Origin of the sequence: Ruegeria sp. HKCCA5763 (assembly GCF_013034545.1) — a bacterium.
Lineage (GTDB): Bacteria > Pseudomonadota > Alphaproteobacteria > Rhodobacterales > Rhodobacteraceae > Ruegeria.
Window position 1 is genome coordinate 56,460 of sequence record NZ_WQGF01000006.1, and the last position, 26,621, is coordinate 83,080.

General features: G+C 57.0%; 26 protein-coding genes. 8 read left to right on the forward strand and 18 right to left on the reverse strand.

Annotated features, from left to right (window positions below):
• The 9 genes from GOV89_RS11815 to GOV89_RS11855 form a co-directional block, all read right to left on the reverse strand.
• A complete protein-coding gene (locus tag GOV89_RS11815) occupies nt 1–483 on the reverse strand; it encodes an AsnC family transcriptional regulator (RefSeq protein WP_171177169.1) in 483 nt (160 codons plus the stop codon).
• Nucleotides 480–929, reverse strand: coding sequence for an Lrp/AsnC family transcriptional regulator (locus tag GOV89_RS11820; protein WP_171238286.1), 450 nt, complete (start codon nt 927–929; stop codon nt 480–482). Before GOV89_RS11820 ends, GOV89_RS11815 begins: the two co-directional genes overlap by 4 nt.
• Nucleotides 926–1,915: an AsnC family transcriptional regulator gene (locus tag GOV89_RS11825; RefSeq protein ID WP_171177165.1), complete on the reverse strand. Its 990-nt coding sequence runs from the start codon at nt 1,913–1,915 to the stop codon at nt 926–928. Before GOV89_RS11825 ends, GOV89_RS11820 begins: the two co-directional genes overlap by 4 nt.
• Nucleotides 1,916–1,918: 3 nt before the next feature.
• On the reverse strand, nt 1,919–3,064 hold the full coding sequence (locus GOV89_RS11830; RefSeq protein ID WP_171238287.1) for a cytochrome D1 domain-containing protein: 1,146 nt from the start codon (nt 3,062–3,064) through the stop codon (nt 1,919–1,921).
• Nucleotides 3,061–3,441, reverse strand: a complete 381-nt coding sequence (locus GOV89_RS11835) for a cytochrome c (protein WP_245223280.1) — start codon at nt 3,439–3,441, stop codon at nt 3,061–3,063. Before GOV89_RS11835 ends, GOV89_RS11830 begins: the two co-directional genes overlap by 4 nt.
• Nucleotides 3,434–4,195, reverse strand: a complete 762-nt coding sequence (gene cobA / locus GOV89_RS11840; RefSeq protein WP_171177160.1) for a uroporphyrinogen-III C-methyltransferase — start codon at nt 4,193–4,195, stop codon at nt 3,434–3,436. Before cobA ends, GOV89_RS11835 begins: the two co-directional genes overlap by 8 nt.
• Nucleotides 4,196–4,383: 188 nt before the next feature.
• Nucleotides 4,384–4,785, reverse strand: a complete 402-nt coding sequence (locus GOV89_RS11845) for a plastocyanin/azurin family copper-binding protein (protein WP_171177158.1) — start codon at nt 4,783–4,785, stop codon at nt 4,384–4,386.
• 54 nt (nt 4,786–4,839) lie between these two features.
• A complete protein-coding gene (locus GOV89_RS11850) occupies nt 4,840–6,624 on the reverse strand; it encodes a NapC/NirT family cytochrome c (RefSeq protein ID WP_171177157.1) in 1,785 nt (594 codons plus the stop codon).
• Between the two features lie 123 nt (nt 6,625–6,747).
• Nucleotides 6,748–8,424, reverse strand: a complete 1,677-nt coding sequence (locus GOV89_RS11855) for a cytochrome D1 domain-containing protein (RefSeq protein WP_171177154.1) — start codon at nt 8,422–8,424, stop codon at nt 6,748–6,750.
• 244 nt (nt 8,425–8,668) lie between these two features.
• On the opposite strand from GOV89_RS11855, the gene GOV89_RS11860 reads away from it, so the two are divergent.
• Nucleotides 8,669–9,865, forward strand: a complete 1,197-nt coding sequence (locus GOV89_RS11860; protein WP_171177152.1) for an NnrS family protein — start codon at nt 8,669–8,671, stop codon at nt 9,863–9,865.
• 20 nt (nt 9,866–9,885) lie between these two features.
• On the opposite strand, the gene GOV89_RS22835 is transcribed toward GOV89_RS11860, so the two are convergent.
• Both GOV89_RS22835 and GOV89_RS22840 read right to left on the reverse strand, forming a co-directional pair.
• Nucleotides 9,886–10,377 carry a Hint domain-containing protein gene (locus GOV89_RS22835; protein WP_253282814.1) on the reverse strand — a complete coding sequence of 164 codons (492 nt, stop codon included), beginning with the start codon at nt 10,375–10,377 and terminating at the stop codon, nt 9,886–9,888.
• Nucleotide 10,378: 1 nt separating this feature from the next.
• A complete protein-coding gene (locus tag GOV89_RS22840) occupies nt 10,379–10,993 on the reverse strand; it encodes a Hint domain-containing protein (RefSeq protein WP_253282816.1) in 615 nt (204 codons plus the stop codon).
• A 239-nt stretch (nt 10,994–11,232) separates the two neighbouring features.
• On the opposite strand from GOV89_RS22840, the gene GOV89_RS11870 reads away from it, so the two are divergent.
• From GOV89_RS11870 to GOV89_RS11895, 6 genes are all read left to right on the forward strand, one after another.
• Nucleotides 11,233–11,682: a cytochrome c gene (locus GOV89_RS11870; RefSeq protein WP_171094608.1), complete on the forward strand. Its 450-nt coding sequence runs from the start codon at nt 11,233–11,235 to the stop codon at nt 11,680–11,682.
• A 16-nt stretch (nt 11,683–11,698) separates the two neighbouring features.
• Nucleotides 11,699–13,066: a cbb3-type cytochrome c oxidase subunit I gene (locus tag GOV89_RS11875; protein ID WP_171177150.1), complete on the forward strand. Its 1,368-nt coding sequence runs from the start codon at nt 11,699–11,701 to the stop codon at nt 13,064–13,066.
• Nucleotides 13,066–13,881: a CbbQ/NirQ/NorQ/GpvN family protein gene (locus GOV89_RS11880; protein WP_171094613.1), complete on the forward strand. Its 816-nt coding sequence runs from the start codon at nt 13,066–13,068 to the stop codon at nt 13,879–13,881. Before GOV89_RS11875 ends, GOV89_RS11880 begins: the two co-directional genes overlap by 1 nt.
• Before the next feature lie 9 nt (nt 13,882–13,890).
• Nucleotides 13,891–15,816 carry a nitric oxide reductase activation protein NorD gene (locus GOV89_RS11885; protein WP_171177148.1) on the forward strand — a complete coding sequence of 642 codons (1,926 nt, stop codon included), beginning with the start codon at nt 13,891–13,893 and terminating at the stop codon, nt 15,814–15,816.
• Nucleotides 15,813–16,361: a cytochrome c oxidase subunit 3 gene (locus GOV89_RS11890; protein WP_171177146.1), complete on the forward strand. Its 549-nt coding sequence runs from the start codon at nt 15,813–15,815 to the stop codon at nt 16,359–16,361. Before GOV89_RS11885 ends, GOV89_RS11890 begins: the two co-directional genes overlap by 4 nt.
• Nucleotides 16,362–16,444: 83 nt before the next feature.
• Nucleotides 16,445–16,654 carry a nitric oxide reductase F protein gene (locus GOV89_RS11895; protein ID WP_245223281.1) on the forward strand — a complete coding sequence of 70 codons (210 nt, stop codon included), beginning with the start codon at nt 16,445–16,447 and terminating at the stop codon, nt 16,652–16,654.
• Between the two features lie 56 nt (nt 16,655–16,710).
• Here GOV89_RS11895 and hemA read toward each other — a convergent pair whose 3' ends face one another.
• Nucleotides 16,711–17,934 carry a 5-aminolevulinate synthase gene (gene hemA / locus GOV89_RS11900; RefSeq protein ID WP_171235100.1) on the reverse strand — a complete coding sequence of 408 codons (1,224 nt, stop codon included), beginning with the start codon at nt 17,932–17,934 and terminating at the stop codon, nt 16,711–16,713.
• 184 nt (nt 17,935–18,118) lie between these two features.
• On the opposite strand from hemA, the gene GOV89_RS11905 reads away from it, so the two are divergent.
• The gene (locus GOV89_RS11905; protein WP_171177140.1) at nt 18,119–18,811 is read left to right on the forward strand and encodes a Crp/Fnr family transcriptional regulator; all 693 of its coding nucleotides are present in this window, start codon (nt 18,119–18,121) and stop codon (nt 18,809–18,811) included.
• 175 nt (nt 18,812–18,986) lie between these two features.
• On the opposite strand, the gene GOV89_RS11910 is transcribed toward GOV89_RS11905, so the two are convergent.
• The 6 genes from GOV89_RS11910 to GOV89_RS11935 all read right to left on the reverse strand — a co-directional run bounded on the left by GOV89_RS11910 (nt 18,987) and on the right by GOV89_RS11935 (nt 26,524).
• Nucleotides 18,987–22,292 (reverse strand): adenylate/guanylate cyclase domain-containing protein, encoded by a 3,306-nt coding sequence (locus GOV89_RS11910; protein ID WP_171238288.1) that lies wholly within the window; start codon nt 22,290–22,292, stop codon nt 18,987–18,989.
• 173 nt (nt 22,293–22,465) lie between these two features.
• On the reverse strand, nt 22,466–23,020 hold the full coding sequence (locus GOV89_RS11915; RefSeq protein ID WP_171238289.1) for a thioredoxin family protein: 555 nt from the start codon (nt 23,018–23,020) through the stop codon (nt 22,466–22,468).
• 109 nt (nt 23,021–23,129) lie between these two features.
• Nucleotides 23,130–24,389, reverse strand: a complete 1,260-nt coding sequence (locus tag GOV89_RS11920; protein ID WP_171177133.1) for a TRAP transporter large permease — start codon at nt 24,387–24,389, stop codon at nt 23,130–23,132.
• The gene (locus tag GOV89_RS11925; RefSeq protein WP_171177131.1) at nt 24,386–24,919 is read right to left on the reverse strand and encodes a TRAP transporter small permease; all 534 of its coding nucleotides are present in this window, start codon (nt 24,917–24,919) and stop codon (nt 24,386–24,388) included. The genes GOV89_RS11920 and GOV89_RS11925 overlap by 4 nt, the downstream gene beginning before the upstream one ends.
• Nucleotides 24,920–24,982: 63 nt before the next feature.
• Nucleotides 24,983–25,957 (reverse strand): TRAP transporter substrate-binding protein, encoded by a 975-nt coding sequence (locus GOV89_RS11930; RefSeq protein ID WP_171177128.1) that lies wholly within the window; start codon nt 25,955–25,957, stop codon nt 24,983–24,985.
• Nucleotides 25,958–25,981: 24 nt separating this feature from the next.
• Nucleotides 25,982–26,524 carry a 3-hydroxyanthranilate 3,4-dioxygenase gene (locus GOV89_RS11935; protein ID WP_171177126.1) on the reverse strand — a complete coding sequence of 181 codons (543 nt, stop codon included), beginning with the start codon at nt 26,522–26,524 and terminating at the stop codon, nt 25,982–25,984.
• Nucleotides 26,525–26,621 lie beyond the last annotated feature (97 nt).

Here is a 26,621-nt window from a genome sequence, read left to right on the forward strand (position 1 = left end):
TCAGCCTTTCTTTTTCAGGCGCAGCCCGGTCTTTTTCAAGATGCGCGTGGAATAAAGGATATCCTTGGCCCGGCAGGCGTCGCCCAGAATTGCGGCGATCTCGGCGCGCTTTTGTTCAACCTCATCGCAGTTGGTGCCATGCACCATGGCAAACAGGTTGTAAGGCCAGTCGGGCAGGGCGCGGGGCCGTTCATAACAATGGGTCACAAAGGGCAGCGCACCGATCTGTGCACCCAGCTTGGTGATGCAGGCATCGTCCACATCCCAAACCGTCATGCCGTTCGAGGTCATGCCCAGTTTGTAGTGATTGGGTGCCGCAGCAATGCGACGGATCACACCCCGTGCTTTCAGGGCTGTCAGCCGTTCAAGCAGATCGGTTTCCTGTAGCTCAAGATCCTTGGCAACCTGCGCATACGGGGTCGGCGACAAGGGTAAGCCCCCTTGCAACGCCTCGATAATCTGTCTGTCGGTTGCATCGATCATGCTGCCACCCGGAAGCCAATGAAAAATTCCTGGAGTTTGGGGAAACGGAGAACATCGATCCCCGTTTCCCGTTCGATGGCATCGGCGGCGGCCTCGATCCCCGCAGGTGTTTCGGTGGCCAGCACGAACCACATGTTCAGCCGGTGCGTACGTTCATAATTATGGGCGACCTCCGGGTGTGCATTGACTTTCGTCAGGACGGTTTCGAAATTTTCAGCCGGAACAGCCATGGCGCAAAGGCAGAAGGCCCCGCCCATAGCAGCAGCGTCGAAAAACGGACCAAAGCGTGTGATGACACGGTCTTCCTTCAGCCGTGTCAGACACTCCAGCAGCTCGGTTTCGGACAGGCCAAGCTCGTCGGCCACTGCCGCATAAGGATGAGAGGTGAGCGGCAGATCGTCCTGCATCCGGTTCAGGATCGCGCGGTCTTTGTCGTCCAGAGTCATGCGGCAACCTCCCGCGCTTGAATCAAGGCTCCGGTCTGCTTGAAACAGCGGGTCGAAAACAAAACTTTGTTCCGCGCGCCGGCCAACTCGGGCAACTCCATCGCGCCAGCCAGCACACCCAGAGCCTCGTTCCGGGTCCGGGCGTGGATCATCGAATAGAGGCGATAGGGCCAGACATCTTCAACCGGATTTCGCTCATAGCACAGCGTGACACCGGGATAGGCGGCCAGCGCCGGACCGGCCGTGTCAATTTGTTCCGCTGGCAAATCCCAAACGACCATCGCGTTGGCGGACCACCCCAGTGCCCGGTGGCGCACGATAACGCCGAGCCGTGAAATGATACCGGCGGAGTGCAAGGCAACGATCCGCGCCATCACATCATTCACGTTCCGGTTCAATGAACGAGCCAGAGCCTCATAGGGCTCTGCGACCAGTGACAGGCCCGAACTGAGTGTCTGCAGCAAGCAACGATCTCCGTCGCGCATGGCCGATGCGTCGACTTTGCGCGCACTAGGGACGTTCTTGGCGCCAGCAGTCATGCGAAACCCAAGGTCCACGTTGAACGGCCGGACAAGACGCAGATCCAGCACCTGCAACCCCGAGGTCCGGCTGATCCGGGCCAGTGTCTCGTTGACATGTTCCCGGTCCGGGCCTGTTGCGACAAACCAAAGGTTCCAGGCATCCTCTCGCTGGTAATTGTGGTTCACCCCAGGTTCGGCATCGATCAGGGCGGCAACTTCTTCCAACCGATTTTCCGGGGCGGACACAGCTGCCAGAGTGCTGGCCGTCACCGCGCCGGGCGTGATGGTTGCGCCAACCCGCGTGATGCGGCCGGTGGCACGCATCCGGGTCAGCCGGTCAAGTACTTCGGTTTCGTCCAATCCCAGCGCGTCTCCCAGCACTTGAAAAGGGCGCTCTGTGATCGGGAAATCGCGCTGAAAGTCGTCCAACAGGCGGCAATCGATTGGGTCGGTGATATGCTGCATCCGTCAAAGCCCCGTTTTGTGCGCGCGGGCCGTGAAGAAGATGCCCGAAGGGCTGTCGGCATCGATTTCGCGCAATTTCTCAAACGTTTGCGTGTCGTAGACCATCACCTTGTTGGCATCGCGCACGCTGATCCAGACTTCATGCCCGCGCGGCGTGAATTCCATATGCAGCACGGCGGGGCCGGGTTTGAATTCGTGAATGATCTCCTTGCTGACGCTATCGATCACTTGAATGGTATCGTTCAACGGGTGGGCGAAATTCACCCAGACTTGCCGTCCATCAGGGCGGGCCATGGCAAAGACCGGCTGGCCGTGTGTCTTGGTACGCCCGGTTTCCGACAAAGTGTCGGCATCGACCCAGAGCACCTCGTGATGACCCACTGCAGGCAGCACGAATTCGCGCCCGGTCAGCGCCCAGCCTTCCAGATGAGGCATCTTGTAGACGGGCATTTCCTCTTGCCCGCGCCCATAGTCAGGCAGCACACGGATGGGTTCCAGGGTGTCGGCCCACAGATCAAGCGCGGTCAGGCCGTCTTCGCCAAACAGGCCGGTGATATAGGTGCGGCCATTGGCGGTGATCAGCGCGTCATAGGGGTTCTTGCCCATGTCAGGTATCTTGGTGATCGCGGGCTCGCCTTTGGCGAAATCGGCAATCCATGTCTCGCCCGTGTCCCACATGGTGAAGACAAACCGACGTCCTGGCGCGTCCACAAGACCGATGGTTTTGCTGTCGGTGGGTATGTCCGCAACCATTTCCAACGTGTCAGCATCAAACACCCGCACACCACCGGGTTCGTAGTTCGACACGGCAACAAGTGTTCCGTCGTCCGAGATGGCACCGCCAATGGCGTTGCCCGCTTGAACAACGCGGTTCACGATCTGGCGGGTGACGATGTCAAGCTTGGTCAGCCCGCCGTCACGGCCAAAGACATAGGCAAAGCGTTCATCGGGCGAATAGACCAGCGAGGCATGGGACAAATCGCCCAAGCCTTCGATACGGGCCAGAGCTGCACGGTCGGATTGATCGACCAAAAGGACCGATCCCTTGGCGCGTTCGATCACAAGACCAAGATCGCCGGTCGCTGTGGGTTCGGCATGTGCGGTGGTCAACATCAATGAGGCTGCAAGGCCGAGTATGAGATGTTTCATTGTGCCTCCTGTTCCAGCAGGTAGCGGGCAATCCATTCGGCCTCTTCTTCGCTGATCAGGGGCCGCCAGGGGGGCATCGCGGTGTCTGGGATGCCGTCAAGGATGACGCCGGTCAGGACGTCCGCATCATAATGTTTCAACGTCTCGCTGCGCAGATCGGGGCCGAGACCGCCTTTAAGCGACAAACCGTGGCAAGAGCCGCAGTCCTGGTGGACAAGGCGTTTCAGGGCGTTGGGGTCGAGGGTGTCAGCGGCGAAGGCGGATGTCGCAATGAGAACAGCCGTTGTCAGCAACACCGAAGGCACCGAGTGCCGCCGCGCGACAGGGCGCTGTACGCCACAGCTTATCGCACCTGTTCTGCACCCCAGCTTAGCCATTGGCTTGCTCCAAAAGCTCGGCCACAGGCCGTTCTGCGTAAAGCGACACAACCTTGCCAATTATGAAGAGCGTGGGTGCTTTCAACCCGGCCTCGCGCACGTCGGTAGCCAATTGGTCCAGCCGAGATACCATGCGGCTTTCATCCGGTGTGGTCGCTTTGCCCACAGCCAGAACCGGTGTGGACCCGGGAAGGTTTTCAGTCATCAGGCCCATGGCGATCTGGCCGATATTGGCAACCCCCATGTAAACCACCAGCGTCGAATCCGGATCGGCCAGACGTTTCCAGTCGAGGTCCAGCACCTTGTCAGCTTGACGGTGCCCGGTGACATACTGCACCGAGGTCGCCAGCCCGCGATGGGTCAGCGGAACGCCGGTAGAAGCGGACGCACCCTGTGCCGCCGTAATGCCAGGCGCATATTCGACAGCAACACCGTGGGCCATCAGATAGGCGGCCTCCTCTGAGCCGCGGCCAAAGATCATCGGGTCACCGCCTTTGAGACGGGCAACCGTGTGACCCGCACTGGCCTCTTCGAGCAGAATGTCGTTGATGCGGTCTTGTGGAACCGTATGGCACTTGGGGGCTTTGCCAACCGGGATCAGCCGTGCGCCTTCCGCGTGAAGGTTCAGGATGTCGGCAGACACCAGCCGATCATAGACCACCACATCTGCTTCTTGCAGCATCCGTAGTGCACGTAGGGTCATCAACTCGGGATCGCCAGGGCCTGCGCCAATCAGAAAAACCTTACCGCTCATGTGCAAACTCGCTTGGTCTGAATGTCATCGAAACCCGAATCTGCCTTGCGCAATAGGGACGTCGCTGGGCCTGCCGGGCGTGTCATGAGAGCAAGGTGGCGCAATCGCAAACCAACCTCCTTGACAAAAGTTAAGGAGCGCGGGATTTGCGCCCACGCTCCTGTCTTTTTTGCCTGTATTTTATTGCCTTAGGGTTCGACGGTGATCATTCCGATCATGTTCTGTGTTTCCCAATGCGGGCCGCACAAATATTCCTGCGGGCCGGGTGTGAGAAACGTCAGATCAACCGATTCCTCAGGGAACAAACGGTCGCTTTCCGGTTCGCTGCCATCTTTCAAAAGAACTGAGTGGCTGGTTCGTTTGTCGACATTCACCCAGCGGACAGTTGTGCCTGCCTTCACGGTCAGCTCAAACGGGCAGAAGTTATATTTATACATCAGCACCACTTCGGCGTCCTCAACGGCAGATGAAGGCTGACCAAACAGCTCGACATAACGCTCTTCTGCCTCGGCACACAGCTCGGCGGTCTCACCCGCCCAAGCAGGCGCGGCCAGGAGCAGCAACGCGGGAAGAAGGCGTGGGGGTTTCATCGTCCAAGTCTCCTCTTCTTGGTGGAAGGGGCCGGATCGCCCGGCCCTTTTTCTTTACTGTTTGACCACGTTGATGAACGCGCTGTCGTCGTCCAGTGCCAAGCTGGTATCCAGCGTCACGTGGTGGAACCTTGCGGCTGCAAAGTCATCGTGGATGGCAAACCCAACAGTGTAGGTCTGGCCTGCCTCCAGCGGCACATCTCCTGGCGCGCCCGAATTCAGAGGGCGGGTTAAAACCACGGTCCATATACCAGCGTCCAAGCTGGCCGAGGCCGTGATTTCGCCGTCATTGACCACGCGTTGCTCCAGCAAGTAGCCATTGGTGGCACTGCCGTCTGCATAGACGCGCATCAGGTCAAGATAGGTGCCGTCGGCCAAGTACTGCTCGATCTGATCCGCAGCCTGCAGCTTGTCCCAACCGCCCAGCGCCTTGCCGCGACGGCCTTTGATTTCGACCTCGGTTCGGCTTTCGCTGATGTATTTGGTCACGGTGTCCTGAGTGTTAAGTCGGCCTGCCGCATCCGCATTGGCGGCAATTGCCTCGGCACCGGGATCAAACGGCATGTAAGAGTTATCCGCGTGGCACGATGCCCAACAGCCCACCTGATCGCCCAGCTCGATTCCTGTACCGGTGATCATCATGGCGACTTTGATCTGGTTGTCGGGGTCCATCTTGCCACCATCGACAAACGGGGCAGGGTTGTGACCAGCATCCGGCCACTGCAAGCGGATATACAGGTTCTCGTCGTCATGCGCTGCCTGGACGGTTGCGTCGATCACACCGCGCTTGCCAGGGATCGGAGTAGGCTCCAGTTCGCCTCCCGCAACGATCTTGTTGCCGATCGCATCCAGTTCCTTAGCGTGACATGTGGTGCACTGATCGCCACCCTTGGTCAACGGCCGCGCGCCACCGTGGGACCTGCCGTTCTGAACCCATTCAAACGAAGCCTGACCAGGATAGAACAGTTTCATGTCCGCACCTGGAACAGCCGCCCAATCGATGCCTGTCCCGACATCACTGCCTCCACCTGCGGGGGCTGTGGCCTCTTCACCTGCTGCTTTGGCGCGTTCTTCGGCCACGGCGGCATCCATAGCCGCGGCGATCTGGGCCTGAACGGCCTCTTGCTGCGCCACACGTGCGGCTTTTTCAGCTTCGGCTTCGGCTGCCTCCTTGGCTTCGACCCGCTCAAGGCTGGCCAGGTATTCGGCGGGGATTTCGCGAATGAAATCAGGATTCGGAGCTTCAAGTTTTTCGAGATACTCTTCGTCGGCCCGGTCACGTGCGTCGGAATGCGCGATGCCCTTGTGGCAGTCGATGCAGGTTTGACCAGCGGACATCGCGTTTAGGTGCTGCTGCCGGGCGCGGGGTTTTTGAAATTCTGGCATCATCGATTCAAAATCGTGACAGTTTCGGCACTCGCGAGAGTCGGTTGCTTTCATCCGCTCCCATTCATTCATCGCCAAATGCACGCGCTTGGCTTCGAACTTTTCTCGGGTGTTGATGGTGCCGACCATTTTGCCATAGAGCTCTTTCGAGGCCTTTATCTTGCGGATGATCTTGTGGGTCCAGTCCTTGGGCACGTGGCAGTCTGAACATACAGCCCCTACGCCGGATCGGTTCACATCGTGGATCGTACCGGTGTATTCCTCGTAGACGAAATCGCGCATCTCGTGGCACGAGACGCAGAATTCCTTGGTGTTCGTGGCTTCCATGGCGGTGTTGAACCCACCCCAGAAGATGATACCGGCAGCAAAGGCTGCGGCAATGCCGGCCACGGGCATCCCCCATAGGAAATACCGGCGCCAGATCGGTGGTTTTTTATCAGGTTCGGAGGTCATATCCGGGCTCCGTCTTGGCTGTCTTGACTGGCGCGGCGTGTTAGGCCGACGCGTTTAGCTGATGGGGAAAACGAAGAAAGGGCGGGCGAGGGGCCCGCCCTTTCTGTTTCATGTGTAAATCCGTCAGGTGACGTGGTTTGACCGATTGTAGACGTTGAACTTGCCGGTGGGCGCAAACAGACCCTTCACGCGGCCGATTTCTTCCAGCGTCTTGGCGTCAAAGATCACGATCTCACCGTTTGGTTCTTTCGAGGTCGAGCGGTTCCACTTGGAAACCCAGACCTCAGACCCATCCTGGTTGAACTCGAAGTGGACGGCGACGTTGCCTTCCTCTTCAGTGATCTGGATCGTTTTCACGATTTCACCGGTTGCCTTGTCGATGACCTGCACCGATTGCTGGATCTCAGGCTCGGGGTGCTTGGTCTGGTCAGCCCAGATGTAGTCTGATTCCGGGTGTGTCCGAATGAACAGACCGGGTCCGTCGGTTTCGACTTCGTAGCAGACCTTCCAGGCATCATCCGGGCGACCTTCGGGGTCGTTGCTCCAAACGGTCACGGTGCCTTCACCCAGGTGGGTTGTACCGGCAACAGGGCCGCAATTCGGATCATCCCAGTTGGCGCCCGGGCCGGGGTGCGGCAGCGGCGCGGTGTCGATCAGAGCTTCCAGCTTGTGGGTTTCGGTATCGACCACAACCATCTTGTTCGACGCGTTCGCGGCGATCTGAAAGTAACGGCCGGTCGGGTCAAAGAACCCGTCATGCAGGAACTTGGCGCTGTCGATCTTGTCGATCCGCAGGTTTTCCAGATCGGTGTAGTCGACCTGCCACAACTGACCCAGTTCTTTCACGGCAACGATCCAGGTGGGTTCGTTTGGAGTGGTGTAGATCGCAGCCACGCGGGCCTCTTCCACATAGTCCCCATCGACGTTGTAGCCGCGGGTCGAGACAACCTTCTTCGGCTCCATGGTTTCGGCGTCGACAATGGCGAAGTGCGGAGGCCAGTAGGCCCCACCGATCACGTATTTACCGTCGCCCGAAACTGCCACGTCGCGGGCGTCATAGCCAATGGTCACTTCGGCCACCAACATGTTCTCGGGGTTCTGCCACAGGTCGATCTTGGTCATCTTGCCGTCGCGACCCATCGTGTACCAGAAGCGGCCCGGGTTTTCCGGTTCTTCCAGTTTATGGTGTTCGGAGGCTTTCAGAACGTGCACGGCGTAACCCGTCGGGATGTGCGCCAGAACTTCCTTGGTGTCACCGTCGATCACGGCCACCTTGCCCACGTCACGTTCGATGACCACGAAGAAGTTTTCCCAGTTGCGGCCATGTAGTGGCTCGGTCGGGTAGTCTTCGGGTTCAACATAGACCTTGCGTGTCGCCATCATCTGTTCAAGCGACATTTCCGGTGGCTGGGGCGGTTCCATCTGGATGTAGGTTGCCATATCGCGGATTTCTTCTTCGGACATAACGTCCGAAAAGTTGTTCATCCCGCCTTCGGTCCCCCAGGCGATGATCTTTTCAAGCCGTTCCTGACCCAGCTTCAGGGTGCCGGATTCGGTTACGGTACCGTCGGCGTTTTTGGTTTCCACCAATGGCTCAAGGCTTTTACCTGTCGCCCCTTTGCGCAGCACGCCGTGACAGCCGGCGCAGCGTTCAAAGTACAGTTGTTTGGATGATTCAAAGGCTTCCTTGCTGAGAGTTGGCTCTTCGGCGAAGGTTGGAGCAGCGACGCTGCCCAACAACATTGCCAATCCGACCCCCAATGTGCGGCCAGTTTTGTTGTAGCTGATTCCAAGTGACATGATCACTCTCCATTTGCGTGGTGAGGCAGGAGAGAGACTGAGCCATCACGGAGATGTCATCCTTGACCAAAGTCAACGGCAAGAGCGCAAACTGAGACTTCCAGGTAAAATTAAAGCGTCGAAACGCCAATAAAACTTGACATTTTCACACATGTTTTAAGGGGGTCTTGATTTCTGTTAAGTCCGTGCACCTGCTGCTGCGATAGAGCTTGATCAACGGCAAGCGAGGCTATGGAGAGCAGGGATGTCTTCCGTAATTACACGCGTTTTCAGTGAGGGTTTTCGTGTCTTTTTCCTATTAGCGGGCCTTTACGGTGTATTCGCCGGCGTTGCCTGGGGCGTGTGGTTGGCTTCACTGGACGGGTTGTTGCCGTTTGTAAACCAAAGCTATGCCATGCCACCTGTTATGTGGCACGCGCACGAGATGATCTTTGGATATGCAACGGCAGCATTGGGCGGGTTTTTCTTGACAGCCGTCCCAAATTGGACCGGAGCGCCCGAGGCGCGGGCACGCTTTATCACTGTGGTGGCGTTACTCTGGATTGCTGGCCGGATTGCAGTTTGGTTTTCCGGTTCGTTGTCCCCCGTGACCGTCGCTTTGGTGGATCTGAGTTTCGTGCCTATTCTGGCGCTGAAGGTTGCAAGCCAGTTGATCCGACGTCCCAAGCCGCAGAACATTGTCTTTTTGTATCTTCTCGGTTTGATCTGGACCGCCAATCTTTTGATCCATCTGGATTGGATCGGGGTCACTTCGGACACCTTGATCACAGGCGTTCGGGCGGGCTTGCTTGCCATATGTTCGATGATTGCGATTTTAGGGGGTCGGATTACGCCTGCTTTTACTCGCAACGCAATGAAGCGGGAAGGTCAGCCCGAGGCGTCCTGGCCCGTTTCCGTGCCGCAAGTCGACAAGGCGGTGATGATCTTGGCCTTGCTTTTGCCTCTGCTCGTGCTGACATTTAACATAAGCCCGGTGGCGGGTGGTGTTGCCCTTCTGCTGGGCTGTGTTCAACTGGTGCGCATGGCGCGCTGGAGGGTTGGCTGGGCTCTGCGTAGGCCAATCCTTATCGCGTTACATCTGGGACTGAGTATGCTGGCATTGGGGCTGATTCTCTGGGGTCTGGCAACGGTCGGGTTTGGCAACGAGATCGGCGCGCTTCACATTCTGGGAATTGGGTGTGTTGGCGGTATGACTTTGGCCGTTATGAGTCGTGCCGCCTTGGGTCACAGCGGGCGTCCTCTGGTTGCGCCTTCTCCGATGGTGGTCGCATACGGTCTTATGGCGGCGGCGGCTCTGGTGCGCTGGCTGGGGTCAGAGCTTACAGGCGGCTACATGGCCGCCATGCTGGCGGCTGATGGCCTTTGGATTGCAGCTGTTGGGCTGTATGTCTTTGCGATGTGGCCTGCATTGACAGGACCTCGGGTATCCAGGCCAAGCTGAAAAACCCGATCCGGCCCGACCTAATTGTCAGAGATCAGTGGGCGTTCATTCTTGATATGGCGGAAAACGAGCGCGCGTGCGCGTCTGCCTTGTTCTGGAATGTGACGGGCTGGTTGAGGGACGTAACCCGGTTGCGCAAGCTCCGGAAACAGTTCAAGGATCTCGGCGCGACCATCTAGATGGATGCTGGCCAAAGCTTGTGTGCCGGTAAACAGGCTTTCGGAAGGTGCACCTTCGGCAAAGACGATCTCGTGCCGGTCGAAAAGAATGTGGTAGTAGACAACGTCTTGCGCACCTGTCTCAACCGTGATGCCGGGAATGCCAACAAGTTTGTGCGCCGGAAGCAGAACCTCTGCGCTGTCAAACATACGCACTGCAATTGGTGAACGCAGCATCATGCGGTGTTGTGGTGACACCACGAGATCTCGTTTGGGCAAGCCACTGCCAAGGCTTCCTGCCGCAATCCGAATGGGCTTCAGCTTGGGACGCGGGGCCAGATCCGCAGCATTCAATTTACGCGCTCCAATCCAGCGATTTTTTTTGCGATCCGTTATCCGCAGTTGCGACCAGATCGCCGACCCTTAGATTTTCGATTGAGACAGGTCCGTCCTGTGTCGTGATCTGTGTTCCTGCTGCGACGCAGGGAACATCGACAATCGCCGTAGGGTCAGACGTATCCGGTGCGTTTGTCGGGGTGACGTTCGATCTGACAAAGGAATAGTTCGTTCCGGGGACCAGCGGTTCTGAGGTGATGTATCCAACCAGATTACCTTCAACTTCGACCCGAAATACATCGATGGTGCCGCCGCCGGGTTTGGCGAGGCTATAAGATTCCTCAAGATAGATAGCGCCCGAATCTATCGTAACTGACCCATCAAGGTTGGTCACGACCCCGGATTGGGTCAGGTCGTCGCCGAATTCGTTGTTGAATCGATCGCCGTTAAAGTCGGTTCCGTTGTCTGGGTCGCCATTGACCAGTGTGCCACCGGCCGTGTCAGTTACGTCAAAGCCCCGACGGTCCGTGGCAGCATCATAGGTCCCGGAAAGCGTAATAGTGCCAGTGCTGAAACCGGTAAAATTGACCGAAATGACCCCCGGATCGTAGCCGATATATGAATAGTTCGCCATTGATTAACCCGTCACCTATTACTGCTGATCAGAAGCGTTGATTCACACTTCCGCCATTTCGCGCCGTACCTGTTATCATTGTATGAATTTAAGTCATTTTAGGGCGTATTTTGGTTTCCTGTCAGCAATTTCAGCCACCTGCGCGCGCTCAGTTTCGTGGTCTTGACTTTCGTTAAGGCACCGCTGCGCACCTCCCGCCATTGTGCAAATACTAGCTAATCTGCGCAAAGGAGAGCGCGATGCGAGAAGTCATGACAAAGAGCATGGCTCGCAACATATTCTATGGCGGGTCACTGTTCTTCATCCTCATCTTTCTGGCCCTGTCGGCCCATTCGCACCTGTATATCGTTAACTCGGAAAACGCCGCCAAACTTGATGAAAGCGTGATCCGCGGCAAGCATGTCTGGGAAAAACACGCCTGTATCAACTGCCACACTATCCTTGGGGAAGGGGCTTACTATGCTCCCGAAGTGGGCAATGTGATGACCCGCTGGGGCGTTCTGGATGACCCGGAATCGGCCTTTGAATCGCTCAAGGGCTGGATGGAAGCACAACCGACCGGCATTCCCGGCCGCCGACAAATGCCCAATTTCAACCTCAGCGACGAAGAAATCCGTGATCTGACCAACTTCCTGATCTGGACGGACAATATCGACGCTCAGGACTGGCCGCCCAACGAGGCAGGCTGAGAAAGGGAACGGAGCAATGAAATACGAATCCCAAAAAATCGCCTACGCCTACTTCGCTGTAGCCATGGCCTTGTTCGCAATACAGGTGATCGGCGGCCTACTGGCCGGTTTCATCTATGTATTCCCAAACTTCCTGAGTGAGCTTCTGCCATTCAACATCGTGCGGATGCTGCACACCAACTCTCTGATCGTCTGGCTGCTGCTCGGTTTCTTCGGTGCAGCGTACTTCCTGATCCCGGAAGAGACTGAACGCGAAATCCATTCGCCAACGCTGGCCTACCTTCAGCTGATCATTCTTGTGGTCGGCACCTTGGGTGTCGTCGTCACCTATGTCTTCAACCTGTTCGAAGGCAACTGGTTGCTGGGCAAAGAGGGGCGCGAGTTCCTTGAACAACCCAAATGGGTCAAGGCGGGCATCGTCGTGGCCGCGCTCATGTTCCTTTACAACGTGTCGATGACCGTCCTGAAGGGCAAAAAGACCGCCATCTCCAACATTCTTCTGTTGGGCCTGTGGGGTCTGGCCTTGCTGTTCCTGTTTGCCTTCTACAACCCCGGCAACCTGTCCCTCGACAAGCAGTACTGGTGGTATGTTGTCCACCTGTGGGTGGAAGGCGTCTGGGAGCTAATTATGGCTTCGATCCTGGCCTACCTGATGCTGAAGCTGACCGGTGTGGACCGTGAGGTGGTCGAGAAATGGCTGTATGTCATCGTCGCCGCCGCGCTGTTCTCGGGCATTCTGGGGACCGGGCACCACTACTACTGGATCGGTACGCCAGCCTATTGGCAGTGGATCGGGTCGATCTTCTCGAGCCTCGAGGTGATCCCGTTCTTTGCAATGATGGCCTTTGCCTTTGTCATGGTCTGGAAGGGCCGCCGTGACCACCCCAACAAAGCCGCGCTGCTTTGGTCGTTGGGATGTGCCACGCTTGCCTTCTTCGGCGCCGGTGTCTGGGGTTTCCTGCATACGCTGCATGGGGTGAACTACTATACCCACGGCACGCAGATCACTGCCGCACACGGCCATCTGGCCTTCTACGGTGCTTATGTCTGCCTCAACTTGGCGATCTTCACCTATGCTATGCCGATCCTGAAAAACCGCGATCCGTATAACCAGGTGCTGAACATGGGCTCGTTCTGGCTGATGACCAGCGGTATGGTCTTTATGACCTTCGTCCTGACTTTTGGCGGAACCGTGCAAACGCACATGCAGCGCGTGGTTGGTGACTACTTCATGGACGTGCAGGACCAGATCGCGGTCTTCTACTGGATGCGTCTTGGTTCCGGTGTGGTTGTGGTTCTTGGTGCGCTGCTGTTCATCTACTCGATCTGGGTGCCCCGGAAAGAGGTCATTGAACCCGGCGCAGCCGAAACCCCTGCGGAGTGATGGATATGGACGGCTCCATGAAACTGAATGAGGGGGCGGCAAACGCCCCCTTCTACCTGCCCCAAGGCGATGAATGCGATGTGTTCTGCGCCGCGTATAACAACGACCTGCCGGTTCTGCTGAAAGGTCCAACAGGCTGCGGAAAGACCCGCTTTGTCGCTCATATGGCGGCCAAACTCGGCCGCCCGCTTTACACCGTGGCCTGTCACGATGATTTGGCCGCAGCCGACCTGATCGGGCGCTATTTGCTGAAAGGTGGCGAAACCGTCTGGGTCGATGGCCCCCTGACCCGGGCGGTGCGCGAAGGCGCGATCTGCTATCTTGATGAGGTGGTCGAGGCCCGTAAGGACGTCACCGTCGTCCTACACCCGCTAACCGACGACCGGCGTATCCTGCCGATTGACCGCACAGGTGAAGAGCTTGAGGCTGCGCCCGGCTTCATGCTGGTGGCTTCATATAACCCTGGATACCAGAATATCCTGAAAACCCTGAAACCCTCGACCCGTCAGAGGTTTATCTCGCTCGAGTTCGACTTCCCGTCGCCTGAAATGGAGGCGCAGGTCGTCGCTCAGGAAAGTGGGTTGCCGCTGGAGCGGTGCAAACCGCTGGTGCGACTGGCGAACAAGCTGCGCGGGCTCAAGGGTCAGGACCTTGAGGAAGGCGTTTCCACCCGTCTGGTCGTTTATGCCGCGACGCTGATTGCGCAAGGCATGTCCACCGACCGCGCCATCCTCGCCGCTATGGTTGAACCTCTGACAGATGACGAGGACATCAAACGCGGGCTCCTCGATCTTGTCACGGCTGTCTTTGGGTGAGGCCGGCCGATGGTCAAGATCGACTTTGAGCCATGGGAACCCGAAGAAACGATCGGGAAACTGTGGCACACCCTAGCCAGTCGCCTCGATGCACCCCAGGTGCATGAAGGAGCCGCGGTTGACCTGTCTCAGGTCGCGGGGCGGCTGGCTGTCCTTTTTCGAGGACTTGGGGGTAGTCCGGGCGTTGAATTGCGCCCGGTCTCACCCGAGGTTTCGCGCCACCGCCTAAGCTGGCGGCGCCGATTGGCGACTGAGGTCGAACTGATGCCCCGCGCATCGTTTGACGGTGAAGTGCTTCGGCTACCGGATCGCCTGGCTGTGTTCCCTGCGCGTGAAGCAAATGGCGCGCTTTATGTCTGGCTGGCCGCCGCTGCGGCTCATGCCGGAACCCGCATCGACGAAGATGACGCATTACGCGCTGACCTGCGCGCCCTGATCGCTGCTCAACACATGGTCGATGCAACATTAGATAACGCCCCCGGGCTCCGTCCGCTTTATACCGAGCTGTGCAAGGGCGTTCTGCATCACCGTAACGTTCCCGACCTGCCGCCCGATGAGGCAGCAGTAGAAGAGCTTGTCCGTCATATGCTGGGCGACCCTGCCCCTCTGTCTTCAAGAGCCGAACAGCTTTTGACTGCAGTAGATAACGACCTGTCTGCGCCGCGGGGCTATCAACATTTCCGCCCGGTTCCCCTGTGGCCCGAATTGCGGGCGGTTGGGTTTTCCGAACATAACGAGGTGGAAAACCCCGAGACTGAGGGCGAACCTGAAGAGTCTGGTGAGAAAACTCACCGGGCCCGCCGCCGAAAGTCCGATCAGGCCGAGCGCAGTGACAGTTTCATACTGCACAAATTCGAAGCGATCCTCAGCTGGGCCGAGTTCCTGAATATCAACCGCCGCATCGATGACGACGATCCTGACAATGCCAAGAAAGCCGCTGACGATCAGGAAGAGATCGGCTTGGGTCAGATCTCAAAAGCGCCGCCAACCAAATTGAAACTGCATCTGGACCTTGCGCCAGAGGATGTGAATCGCGAACGCTTATCTGGTCGGATTCTCTATCCTGAATGGGACGTGCGGACCGGGCAATATCTGCCGGATCACGTCAATGTTCTGCTTTCAGATGCCGATATCCGCGAAGACGCGGCCGAGTTTGGCAAGGATCCCGCAACTGCCCGCCGTATCCGTGCTGTGAAACGCCAGTTCGAGGCTCTGCGCCCTGGTAGGGTGATGACGCGAGGCCATCTGGACGGAGACCAGCTGGACATCGAAGCTGCGGTACGGGCCGAAACTGAGCGAATGGCGAGCGGCGAAGCAAACGAGCGCATCTGGATGCAATCGCGCCCGGAAGCCCGTGATCTGGCGGTGTCGATTCTGTTGGATGTCAGCCGCTCGACCGAAAGCGCGGTCACAGGTCGCGCCGTGATCGACATCGAACGCGAGGCTTTGGCCGCGCTTGCCTGGGGTCTAAACGCCTGTGGCGACGACTTTTCCATCCACGCGTTCAGTTCTTTGAAACGTCAACGTGTCTATGTGCAGCGCTGCAAGCGGTTCGATGAACCAATGGGGGCTAAGGTCGAGCAACGTATTGCCTCACTGCGACCGGGTCACTACACCCGGCTCGGCGCGGCGATCCGCCATTGCTCTGCCGATCTGGCCAGCCAATCCCGCAAGCGTCGGTTGTTGTTGGTTATTACAGACGGCAAGCCCAACGACCTCGACCATTACGAAGGCCGCCACGGTATTGAAGACACCTGCATGGCGGTACGTGAGGCGCGCCGTGCCGGGCAATCGGTTTTTGGCGTCACCATCGACAAAACTGGCAAAAGCTGGTTCCCACGCATGTTCGGGCAGGGCGGTTTCGCTGTCATCCCCGACCCGCACCGCCTGACCATGGCCCTGCCTCAAATCTACCGCCAGCTGGTCGGGGCATGAGCAACGCTTCCTTGATCGACGAATTACCTGGCGAGTTGCTGATGTGGGTTCTGATCATATCGGAACTGCTGGTCTTCGGTGCTGGCCTCATTGCCTTTATGGGCGTGCGACTGACCGATCCTGTGGGCTTTGCCGAGGCGCAATCGCATCTCTATCGCACCGGAGCTGCCTTCAACACTGCGGTGCTGGTCACGTCGGGTTACCTGGCCGCGCAAGCTCTGCACTGGCGTCGCGCCGCGGAACGGTTCAAGGCACGGTTTGCTCTAGTGGCTGCAGTTGCGTTGGGGATCGTATTCCTGGGTATCAAAGGTGTGGAATACGCAGGAAAGGCCGCACAGGGCATCACCTATGAAACCCACCCCTTCTTTCTGTTCTATTACCTTTTGACGGGCTTCCACGCCGCCCATGTTCTGGCCGGGGTCGGAATCCTTCTCGTGGTGGCCTGGCGCGACGATCCACGCAATATCGAAGCAGGCGCGCAGTTCTGGCACATGGTCGATCTGGTCTGGATCATGCTGTTCCCCGTGATCTACCTGCTTGGGTAATTAAAATGCCTGCGTGTTCATCTTTTCACAAATACTCCCGCCGGAGGCTCCCAAACGCGCTCACACGCGCGTGGTTCACCCTGTTGGCGCTCAGCCTAACATCGGCGCTGCTGACGCTGTTTCCGCTTGGACCTAAAATCGTCGGCGCTGGTATTCTGGGTCTTGCGCTGCTCAAGTGCCGCATCATTCTGGCGCAGTATCTGGATCTCGCGACCAGCCCGGCCTTGCTGCGTGGGTTTTCCGGGGTTCTGACGGGCTTTGCGTTGATCGTCTTCGTCCTCTATCTGCTCTGAACAAAAATGTGCCGCCCCGAAGGGCGGCAGTTTTTCAAGCAAAGGGGTGCTTTGAACTATTGTGCGGCCATTGGCATGCGCGCGATCTGACAGCGCTGCCACAGGGCTGAAAGCGCACCGACCAGATGGTCGATATCCTCGTCCGTATGAACCGGAGACGGCGTAATCCGAAGGCGTTCGGTGCCTTTGGGAACCGTGGGATAGTTGATGGGCTGAATGTAGATGCCGAATTCTTCCAGCAGCGTGTCCGAGATGAACTTGCATTTCACCGGATCGCCCACCATCACCGGGATGATGTGGCTGGGGTTGGGCAAATGAGGAATGCCTTCGGCATCCAGACGGGCCCGAACCTGCGCCACCCGCTGTTTTTGCAAGTCTCGTTCCGCGCTCGATTGTTTCAGATGCTGGATCGAGGCCGCAGCCCCAGCCGCGATCGACGGCGGCAATGCGGTGGTGAAGATGAACCCGCTGGCAAAGCTGCGGACGAAATCACACAGCGCGGCAGAGGCCGCGATATAGCCGCCCACCACACCAAAGGCCTTGCCCAATGTGCCTTCAATAACGGTCAGCCGATCCATCAGCCCTTCGCGCTCGGCAATGCCGCCTCCGCGAGGGCCATAAAGACCGACGGCGTGGACTTCGTCGAGATAGGTCATTGCGCCGTATTTGTCGGCCAGATCGCAAATCTCTTTGATCGGGGCAATGTCGCCATCCATAGAATAGACAGACTCGAATGCGATCATCTTGGGCGCGTTGGGGTCGGCGGCGGCCAATTTAGCCTCCAGATCCTCAAGGTCATTGTGGTTCCAGATCACCTTCTGCGCCCGTGAGTGGCGAATGCCTTCGATCATCGAGGCATGGTTCAACGCGTCGGAGAAAACAATCAGATCCGGAATTTTCGCAGCCAGCGTTCCCAACGCAGCCCAATTGGAAACATAACCCGAGGTAAACAGAAGCGCAGCTTCTTTGCCATGCAGTTCAGCCAATTCAGCTTCCAGAAGCACGTGGTCATGCGTGGTCCCCGAGATATTGCGCGTTCCGCCCGCGCCAGCACCGCAGCGGTCCAGCGCATCGTGCATAGCCGTGATTACCGACGGATGCTGGCCCATGCCCAGATAGTCGTTTGAACACCAGATCCGCACATCCCGCTGGACTGGCCCGTCGGTCTGCCGGGCGTTCGGAAAAGCCCCGCAACGCCGTTGCAAATCGATAAAAACCCGGTAATTGCCTTCGTTCTTCAAAGTATCGAGGCTCTGGCTGAAAAATCGCTCGAAGTCCATCTGACATCTCCCGGGATAACTGGCTTTGAGCAGAGCTTAAGTCAGCTGATCTGGTCGTGACATGACAATTGTCAAGTTTGGGGACAAGAATAGGGGTGGTACGCCGCAACGGGCTTTGGCATAGCATTGGTCAAGGTTGATCATTCGGGCGCTGCCCGGAACGGACAAACAGGGGGACGCCTGCATGCCACATGAGGCTCAAAAGGCAATTGCGCGCCAGTCACTGCTTTTGCGCAGCCTGCCTGAGCAGCATGTCGACACTTTGCTGCGTCAGGCCGTTTGGCGACAATACGACCGGGGTGAGACAATTTTTCTTCAGGAAGAAGAAGCAAAGGCAGTCCATGTTGTTCTGGCCGGTTGGGTCAAACTGTTCCGGGTTACTCCGACAGGTGCCGAAGCGGTGGTGAGCGTGTTCACCAGAGGCGACAGCTTTGGTGAGGCCGTGGCCCTGCGTGATGTGCCATACCCTGTATCCGCCGAGGCCGTGTCCCCCTGTGAAGTTATGCACATCCCAAGCCCCGTGTTGCTGTCGTTGATGCGAGAGGACGCGGAAATAGGTGTCTCAATTCTGGCGGCTACCTTTACGCATCTGCATTCACTGGTCGCTCAGCTTGAGCAACTCAAGGCGCAGACAGGCGCGCAGCGCGTAGCTGAGTTCCTGCTGAATTTGTGTGAAGTCGAAAGTGGCACCTGCGAAGTTGAATTGCCCTATGACAAGATGTTGATTGCCGGGCGTCTGGGTATGAAACCCGAAAGTCTGAGCCGCGCGTTTTCGCGTTTGAAAACAGTTGGCGTAAAGATCAACAGGAACCACGCCGATATCGCGGACATCGACGTTCTGCGTGATTATGCTGAAAACGATCCGAGCGAAAGATAGCGCCAACCCGGATAGGATTGATTGATCGGCTCTGTTCACAACAATGCAGGACGCATGGATCAGTGATCCAACCGTGTGGCGGCAGGTCTGTCTTTTGGTGACAGTAGTGACTGATTATTCTCGGTCGGGGCCACTCCTTCGCAAGCATCTTCACGCAAAAAGCAGGTGCCAGATCTTATGAAGGTCGCGTATTTTCGAGCAGAACCAAGGCGTCTGCGACATCTCTGTTTTGCGTGCTGCCGGTAATCGCGTCTAGTATGCCTTCGATGTCAGGGGGAACCTTGGGCGCACGCCCGCAGCGCTGACAGGTCCGCAGATAATCTACGGCCACGCGAAGCTCGAACATTCTGGCTTGCTGATCGCGCGCAGATTGCAGGGCGTGCGAAAACAGGTGGTCGGCTGGCTTGTCCGAGGACTGTAACAGCGCTTCGATTCGATCTGTTTCAGCCTGCGCCCACCCTTCATTGGTTAAATCTTGCTGCGCACGTGCTTCGTTCAGCAGGTCCAGCGCGGACCTTGAATCTTGCGCGTTCAAAGCAACCTCGGCCATCGCGGTCAGAAACAAGGGTTTGTAGTTTCCGGCCCCACTGGCCCACCAAGCCTCGGCTGCGTCGCGCATCACGCTGAGGGTGTCTGGGTTGGGATTTGTCTGTGCGTCTGCCCAACTGCGCCAGACATTGGCTGTTAAAGTCATAAACGGGAACGCATGTTTGACAGCCAACGCTTCCAGCTGTGCCACAACAGGATAGACCTGTTGGGGGTCGCGCCTCAGCAAATGAAGCATGCAAAGATAGGTCAATGTCTGCGCCATGCTGTGTGCATGTTTCAAATCCTGTGCCGCCGACACAGCCTGAAGCTGAATGTCAAGGGCACGGTCTGGCTCGCCGCGAAGCCAGACCGCTATGCTCAGAAAACAGGACGTAATGGCGGCATGATCAGTGCCATAGACATAGGCCAGTCGGCTGTGCTGTTCCGGATCATACAAACTCAGCGCCTGTTTTAGGTGATCACAAGCAGATTCCAGATGCCCGATATGCAGCAACACGGCGCCCATGGCCCGATGCGCGATCATGGTGTGATGCGATTCCTCGTCAAGTTTTGCCAGATCCAGCAATTGCGCTGCAGTGTCCTTGGCCAGATTGTATTCACCCCGCACCAAATGATAAGCGTAAAGGCCATTGAGAACCGGGAAAAGCTGTTCGGTTTCGCCCAGCCGGTTGCACAGGTCGCGTATTCGCGCGTAAGCGGCGCCCGTTTTATCGGCCGCAATGCCTGCAGTCGAACGGAGAACGCCTGCTCGCAGAACCTGAATGCGGGTCTCGTTTCGATCCCGGTCGACAGAGTCGTCCATCTTTTCAAGCAAGGCGACGGCCCGGCCCAATTGTGTCACCGCTTCGACCGCAGCCGACCGTTCGACAGAGCGTTGCCCAGCCAGATACCAATGATCGATCGCCTCCTTCGGCATGTCTGCCATCGTGTAGTGATGGGCAAGTATCTCGGGGCCGACTGCTGCGTCTTGATGTTTGGTCTGTTTCAATGCTTCGACCACGCGGGCGTGCAGCCCTCGCCGTTCGCGTTTCAGAAGGCTGTTATACGCCGTGTCGCGAATGAGGGCGTGACGGTAGGTAAAGGTCTGCTCTGGAACCGTGCCCGAGCTGTTCACGATGTCTGCCTCCACCAGCAAATCCAGACCTGCCCGCAACGCCCTTTCGTCCAACCGCGCAACCTGGGCGATCAGAGGAAACGAGAAATTTGGTCCGATCACCGCCCCTATCTGGGCCACTTCTTTGGCCGAACTCAGTCGATCTAGCCGGGCCATCAAGGCATCATGCAGTGTCTTGGGAACGGAAGATGAGGCCGACGCACCGCCAGCCGCTAAGGTGTCGGTGCCATCAATCAGAAAGTTGGTCTCAATAAGGTCCTTGGTGACTTCTTCGACATAAAGTGGAACGCCGTTGGAACGGGCCGCGATTACATCATAAGCCGCTTTTGGAACAGGTCTGCCATTGGCGACGCCGTCCACGATTTCTTTGATTTGTTCAAAACCCAACTGCTTCAAGTCGACATGAGTTAGATTTGAGGTGAAGGTCCAACCCGGATCAAAGCCCGTGCGATAACTCATCACCATCAGCACAGGTGCATCAGCGAGGCGTTCAACAACAAGGTCGAGCATCAATTTTGTTGTTGGGTCGATCCAATGCGCATCTTCGAACAGCACAAGCAGCGGAGTCTTCCCGGCTGTTTCAAGCAGATGATCCACCAGCATGTCCAGCGTCTGTTTCATCAACTGATCAGGCGTCAGATCCAGCGGACCCAACTGATCCTCGAATGGAACCGACAGAAGTAATGCAGCCAGTTTCAGCGTGAGGTCAGACGGTGCGCCAAACAAGCGCTTTAACTTGTCCAGTTTCTCCGTCGCGCTGTCGTCCACTCGCAATTCTGCCGCGGCCTCAAGCTGGCGAATGACGGGGTACAGTGCGCTGGCATCGTGATAAGGTGAGCATTGAAACCGGATGTGCTGGAACTTGGTTTCGGGAATCGATCGGCTCAGCTCTTCGATCAGGCGGGATTTTCCGATCCCTGCTTCGCCTGACACTAGCGCCACTTGACCATGCCCTTGCCGGGCCAAATCCCATTTGCTGTGCAGGGTTTTGTATTCAAGCGTTCGACCGACAAGCGAGCTCATCGCTGTGTCATCCGAGGCCATGAACCGGCTGAGAGTTTGGCGCGTACCGGTGACCTGCCAGGCTTCAACCTCTTTGGCGAAACCTTTCAACTGAAATGTACCGCGACGTTCATATTCAAACGTATCGCCCGCAAGCTCGTGTGTCGTTGGCGCAATGATTAGGGCGCCTGGGTCGGCCATGGATTGCAATCGCGCGGCGAGGTTTGGGGTTTCGCCCATCGCTGTGCCATCCTCGAACATCTTTTCACCACGCAGATCGCCAACGACGACCAGGCCGGTGGCGATACCGATACGCACCTGAAGCTGTGCGTGGGTCTGCAAGTTGGGGATTTCGCGAATGATCCGCAAGCCCGCGTGTATCGCGCGTTCGGGATCATCCTCATGCGCGTGAGGAAACCCAAAGAACACCATGATGCCGTCGCCATAATAGCTGGCGATATGTCCGTCATATGCGGCGACGGCTGCGGCGCAGGTTTCCTTGAACAGCCTTAAAACTTCGGCCAGATCTTCGGGGTCGAGCTGTTGCGACAACGGCGTCGAGCCCACAAGATCTATGAACATCACCGTCAGCTGCCTGCGTTCGGCGACAATATTGCGTTCGGGAACTGAACGTCCCTGCGTGCCTTCGCGGATGGCCTTCAAAAAGCGCCGTCTTGGACCCAACGGCAATCCAATTGTGATCAGGTCGTCATCGTTGAGTTCCGAGAGATCGCTCAACTCGATCTCATGCCGGGAAAAGGCGTCGGCATATTTGGATAAGCCGTGCTTGCTCAGCCAGTCTGAGATATCTGCCATGTGACCTCGCGAATGACTCAGACGCGACGATGCCAAGCTCTTCGCGTTTTCGTATGATCCCTAAGATCGGCGTCTGGGCCGCGCGGGACGATTGATCTTATCAAGAACGACAGGGCCGCGCGGGTCAAGAGTGTGTTGTGGCAACAAGGTACTGCACGTTCATCGCGTTGCTCCTAAACGCTTCCGTGGGTCCATTTGATCGAACAACCCATCGATGGTGTCTGATCCTGAGGGCCTTGGCCGGTTTCGGCGATTCGAAGCATCGCATCGACAAGTTCCGGCACGCGCGCTCCGGTTTCGCCGCGGCGCAGATTGTCCAGACGTCCACGGTATTGCAGCAAGCCATTTGCGTTCAGTCCAAAGAAATCGGGTGTACAGACTGCGCCATATGCTCGGCCAACGGTTTGTTCTTCGTCGACCAGATACGGGAAGTTAAACCCGTTTTCGCGCGCGAATTCCAACATTCTATCCGGTGCATCTTCAGGATAGTCGCGATAGTCGTTCGACATCACCGCCAAGACTCCAATCCCCTTTGACATTAACAGGTCCATGTCCTGCGTCAGCCGATCTGCCAGCGTTTTAACATATGGGCAATGATTGCAAATAAAGGCGATCAACAGTCCGTTTCGCAGATGATCGGACATCGTGAAAAGTTGGCCGTTGGGATCCTTCAGCGTGAAGTCCGGGGCCTTCCAGCCAAAATTGCAGATTGGGGTGTCTAGCAGCATGTTCTTCCCTGCGAGTGCTAAGAACGGCGTTAGGTTCAATCTAGCGGACAACTTTTGTAAAGTTTAGCGCAAGTTTTTCCTGTCGCGAAGATGAGCGTTTGGTTCCCCCTCAGATCAGCAGTGTCGACAGGCTGGGGAAATAGCTGAGCAAAAGCAGAACCAATGTCACCGCGATCAGGAAGGGCCAGAGCGATTTGAGGATTGAGCCCGGTGTGGTACCGCTCATAGATGAGGCGATGTACAATCCGATCCCGACAGGCGGTGTCAGCAGGCCAAGCACAAGGTTCAAACAGGCAACTATGCCGAATTGATAGGGGCTGATGTCATAGGACCCGGTTGCAATGGGCAGAAGGATAGGTGTGATCAGGATAATCGCTGCTATGCCGTCGATCACCATTCCAACCAGCAACAGAGCCAGATTTACAATCAGCAGAAATACAAAGGGGTTCGAGGTGACGGATGTGATCAAACCGGCCAGATGCTGCGGTATCTCTTCGTAGATAATGACCCAACCAAACACACTGGCGGCCGCAATCATGAACAGGATCATCGAGGCATTGGCAGCGGTGCGTTTGAACATCTCGGCTAGGTTTTTCGGTTTCAGATCGCCATACACCAACCAGCCCACTAGAAAGGCGATCAGGGACGCAATCGCGGCGGACTCGGTCGGGGTGGCGATCCCGAACAGGATGCCGCCGATGATCGACAGCGGGATCAGCAAGGCCGGAGCGGCGCTGATAAGGGACCGGAAAGCCTCGGCCCGCGTCATCCAGCGGCCTTTGGGAAACTGTTGCTGCCAACCAATCAAAGTGATGACCAGCGCGAAAGCACCAGCCAGAATTAAGCCCGGCAAAATACCCGCAATGAACATATCACCTATGGGGATCTGGGCCAGCACACCAAAGATCACGAACATCATCGATGGCGGAATGACCGGGGCCAATAAGCCACCAGCGGCTGTGGTCGCGGCGGCAAAGCCTTTGTCATAGCCTTCTTCATCCATCGCTGGGACCATAGCGCGCGACATCACCGCGATCTGTGCTGTGGCAGAGCCGATGATCGCCGCCATGAACATATTGGCCAGCAGGTTGATATAAGCCAACCCGCCACGAAACCCGCCGACAAACACCCGCGCTAGCGCGACAAGGCGTCGGGTCATTCCGCCCTCATTCATAAGCTCGCCGGTCAGCATGAAAAGCGGAATGGCTAAAAGGCCATAGTTCTCAAGACCCCCGAACATTTTCTGCGCGAAGCTGTCATAAAGAACAGTGTTGCCGCTTTCCCAGATGTACCAGATGGCGGTGATGGCCAGCACGATTGCCACTGGGACAGACAGAAGCAGGGTCGCCAGAAAGACGATGGGACTCATGTTAGCGTTCCCTTCGTAGGGGCGCTCAGCAAGTGCATGGTGGAATGCAAAGTTGCACCAAGCGCAAACAGCCACATGACAAGCCAGAACAGGTATTTTGGCAGGCCCAGGGTCAGTGTCGGCTCGGCATAGATGAAATTGAACGTCTGTCCTTGAAAAGCCAAGGTGTCAAAGCCGCTGAGCGCGATGTCCAGCGGCAGAAACCAGAGCCAACAGAACCACAGCATCGTGACGGAGAAGGCGAACACAACGACATCGACCGTCTTGCGGATTACCCGTTTTGCGTGATCCGGCACATTGTCGGAGAGAATGGAAATCGACACCGAACTGCGATGATGCAACGCGGCGGACGCGCCCAGAAAGGTCATCCAGACCATCGCGTAAATCGCCAGTTCATCGACCCAGAACAGGGCGTTACCCGCCGTGCGGGTGACGACATTCAGCAAAATCAAAACGGTTATGCAGACCGCCAGAAAGGCAGCGCACCACAATTCGACCCGCGCCAAGCCAGCCGACAGCCGATACAACATCGCTGTTCTCCCGAGAAAAAGGGCGCAGGATCGACCTGCGCCCTTTCCGTCATGCCGTTTTCGTTATTTTGTTTCTGCCGCAGTCTGCCGCAAAGCGTCAAGGGAAGAGGTCTTCTCGGACCAGATCCCGTTCCACTCTTCAATCGCATCGCCAAAGAACGAGGCATCGACCTTTTTGTAGGCTTTGCCCGTGCCTTCGATCTGCTCCAGCCATTTAGAATCGTTTTCGACATAGGCGTCGATGGTGCTGTCGACGTGTTTGGCCATCAGCTCAGAAATCATCGCCCGGTCTTCTTCCGACAAACCCGCCCAGACCTTGGCCGATACCAGACCAACCATCGGGAACATCATATGATCCGACTGCACGATGGTGTCAGCGTGCTCATAATACTTCAGAACCCAAATCAACTCGGCATCCATATCGATGGCATCGACCTGGCCGTTGGCCAAAGCATCATAGACCGCAGGCAATGGCATCGGCGTAGGCGCTGCCCCTACCGCGTTGTAGAAGTCGAGGATAGGTGTAAACGGCGTGATCCGCAGCTTCAGGCCAGACAGATCGTCGGCGGATGAAACTTCGCCTCGGCTGACGATCTGACGCAGCCCGGCCATACCATATCCCAAGCCCACGACGCCAACTTGACCCGGTAGCGGCTCAAGCATGGATTTGGCTGTGTCAGACCGAAGAATGCGCCCTGCGTGCCCAATGTCATCTGCCAAATAAGGAGCGTAGAAAGCCCCCAACTCGGGCGCGCGGTTCGACACTTCCGCGACTGTCATGAAGGCCATGTCCAACGCGCCGGTTTGCAATTGCTGCAGCATTTCAGCTTCGTTCCCCAGCTGGCGCGCCGGGAAAACCGACACTGAATGCGTGCCGCCACTGGCCTCATTCAACTCAGCCCCAAAGGCCTCTGCGGCTTTGGTCCAGATATGCGGTGGCGGCGTGATCAGGCCCAACCGGAACTCTTCGGCCTGAGCGGCAACGGATGACATTGCCAGCACAGCCGCAGAGGCGGCAATTTTTACAATATGTTTCATGACTTCCCCTGTTTTGATCTTATTTCACAATGTAACCCAGCCCTCGGGTGGTTCCTTGCCCGGATGCACCGCCTGACAATTTGGGCAAGTGCGATCTTTTTCCGAGGCATAGAACTTCTGATAAACCGGAGGCAGGTCATCAACGATGGACTTTAGCTGCATTTCTGCGCGATGCACCAGTGATCCGCATTCGAAGCAGTACCATTCGATGGCGTCCAGCTCACCCGTCTGGCGTTTTGGTTCGATAACAAGCCCGATAGAGCCTTCTTGTGGGCGTTGCGGAGAATGGCGCACATGCGGTGGCAGCAGGAACACTTCACCTTCGCGGATCGGAACGTCATAGAACTCCTCTCCATCAAAGATTTTCAGCACCATGTCGCCTTCCAGCTGATAAAAGAACTCTTCGACCGGGTCGTCGTGATAATCCGTTCGCTTGTTCGGGCCGCCAACAACCGTGACCATAAGATCGGCATCTTCCCAAACCTGACGATTGCCCACAGGCGGCTTGAGCAGATGGCGGTGTTCGTCGATCCAGGCCTTGAAGTTAAATGCTTGCAGTTTCGACATGTCCCACTCCCTATCGTCGAAAGTTTGATGTGTTTTTCCACAACGGCAAAGAAATTTTCAGGATCTAGCTATCAGATTTCTTTATACAGCTCAGTGC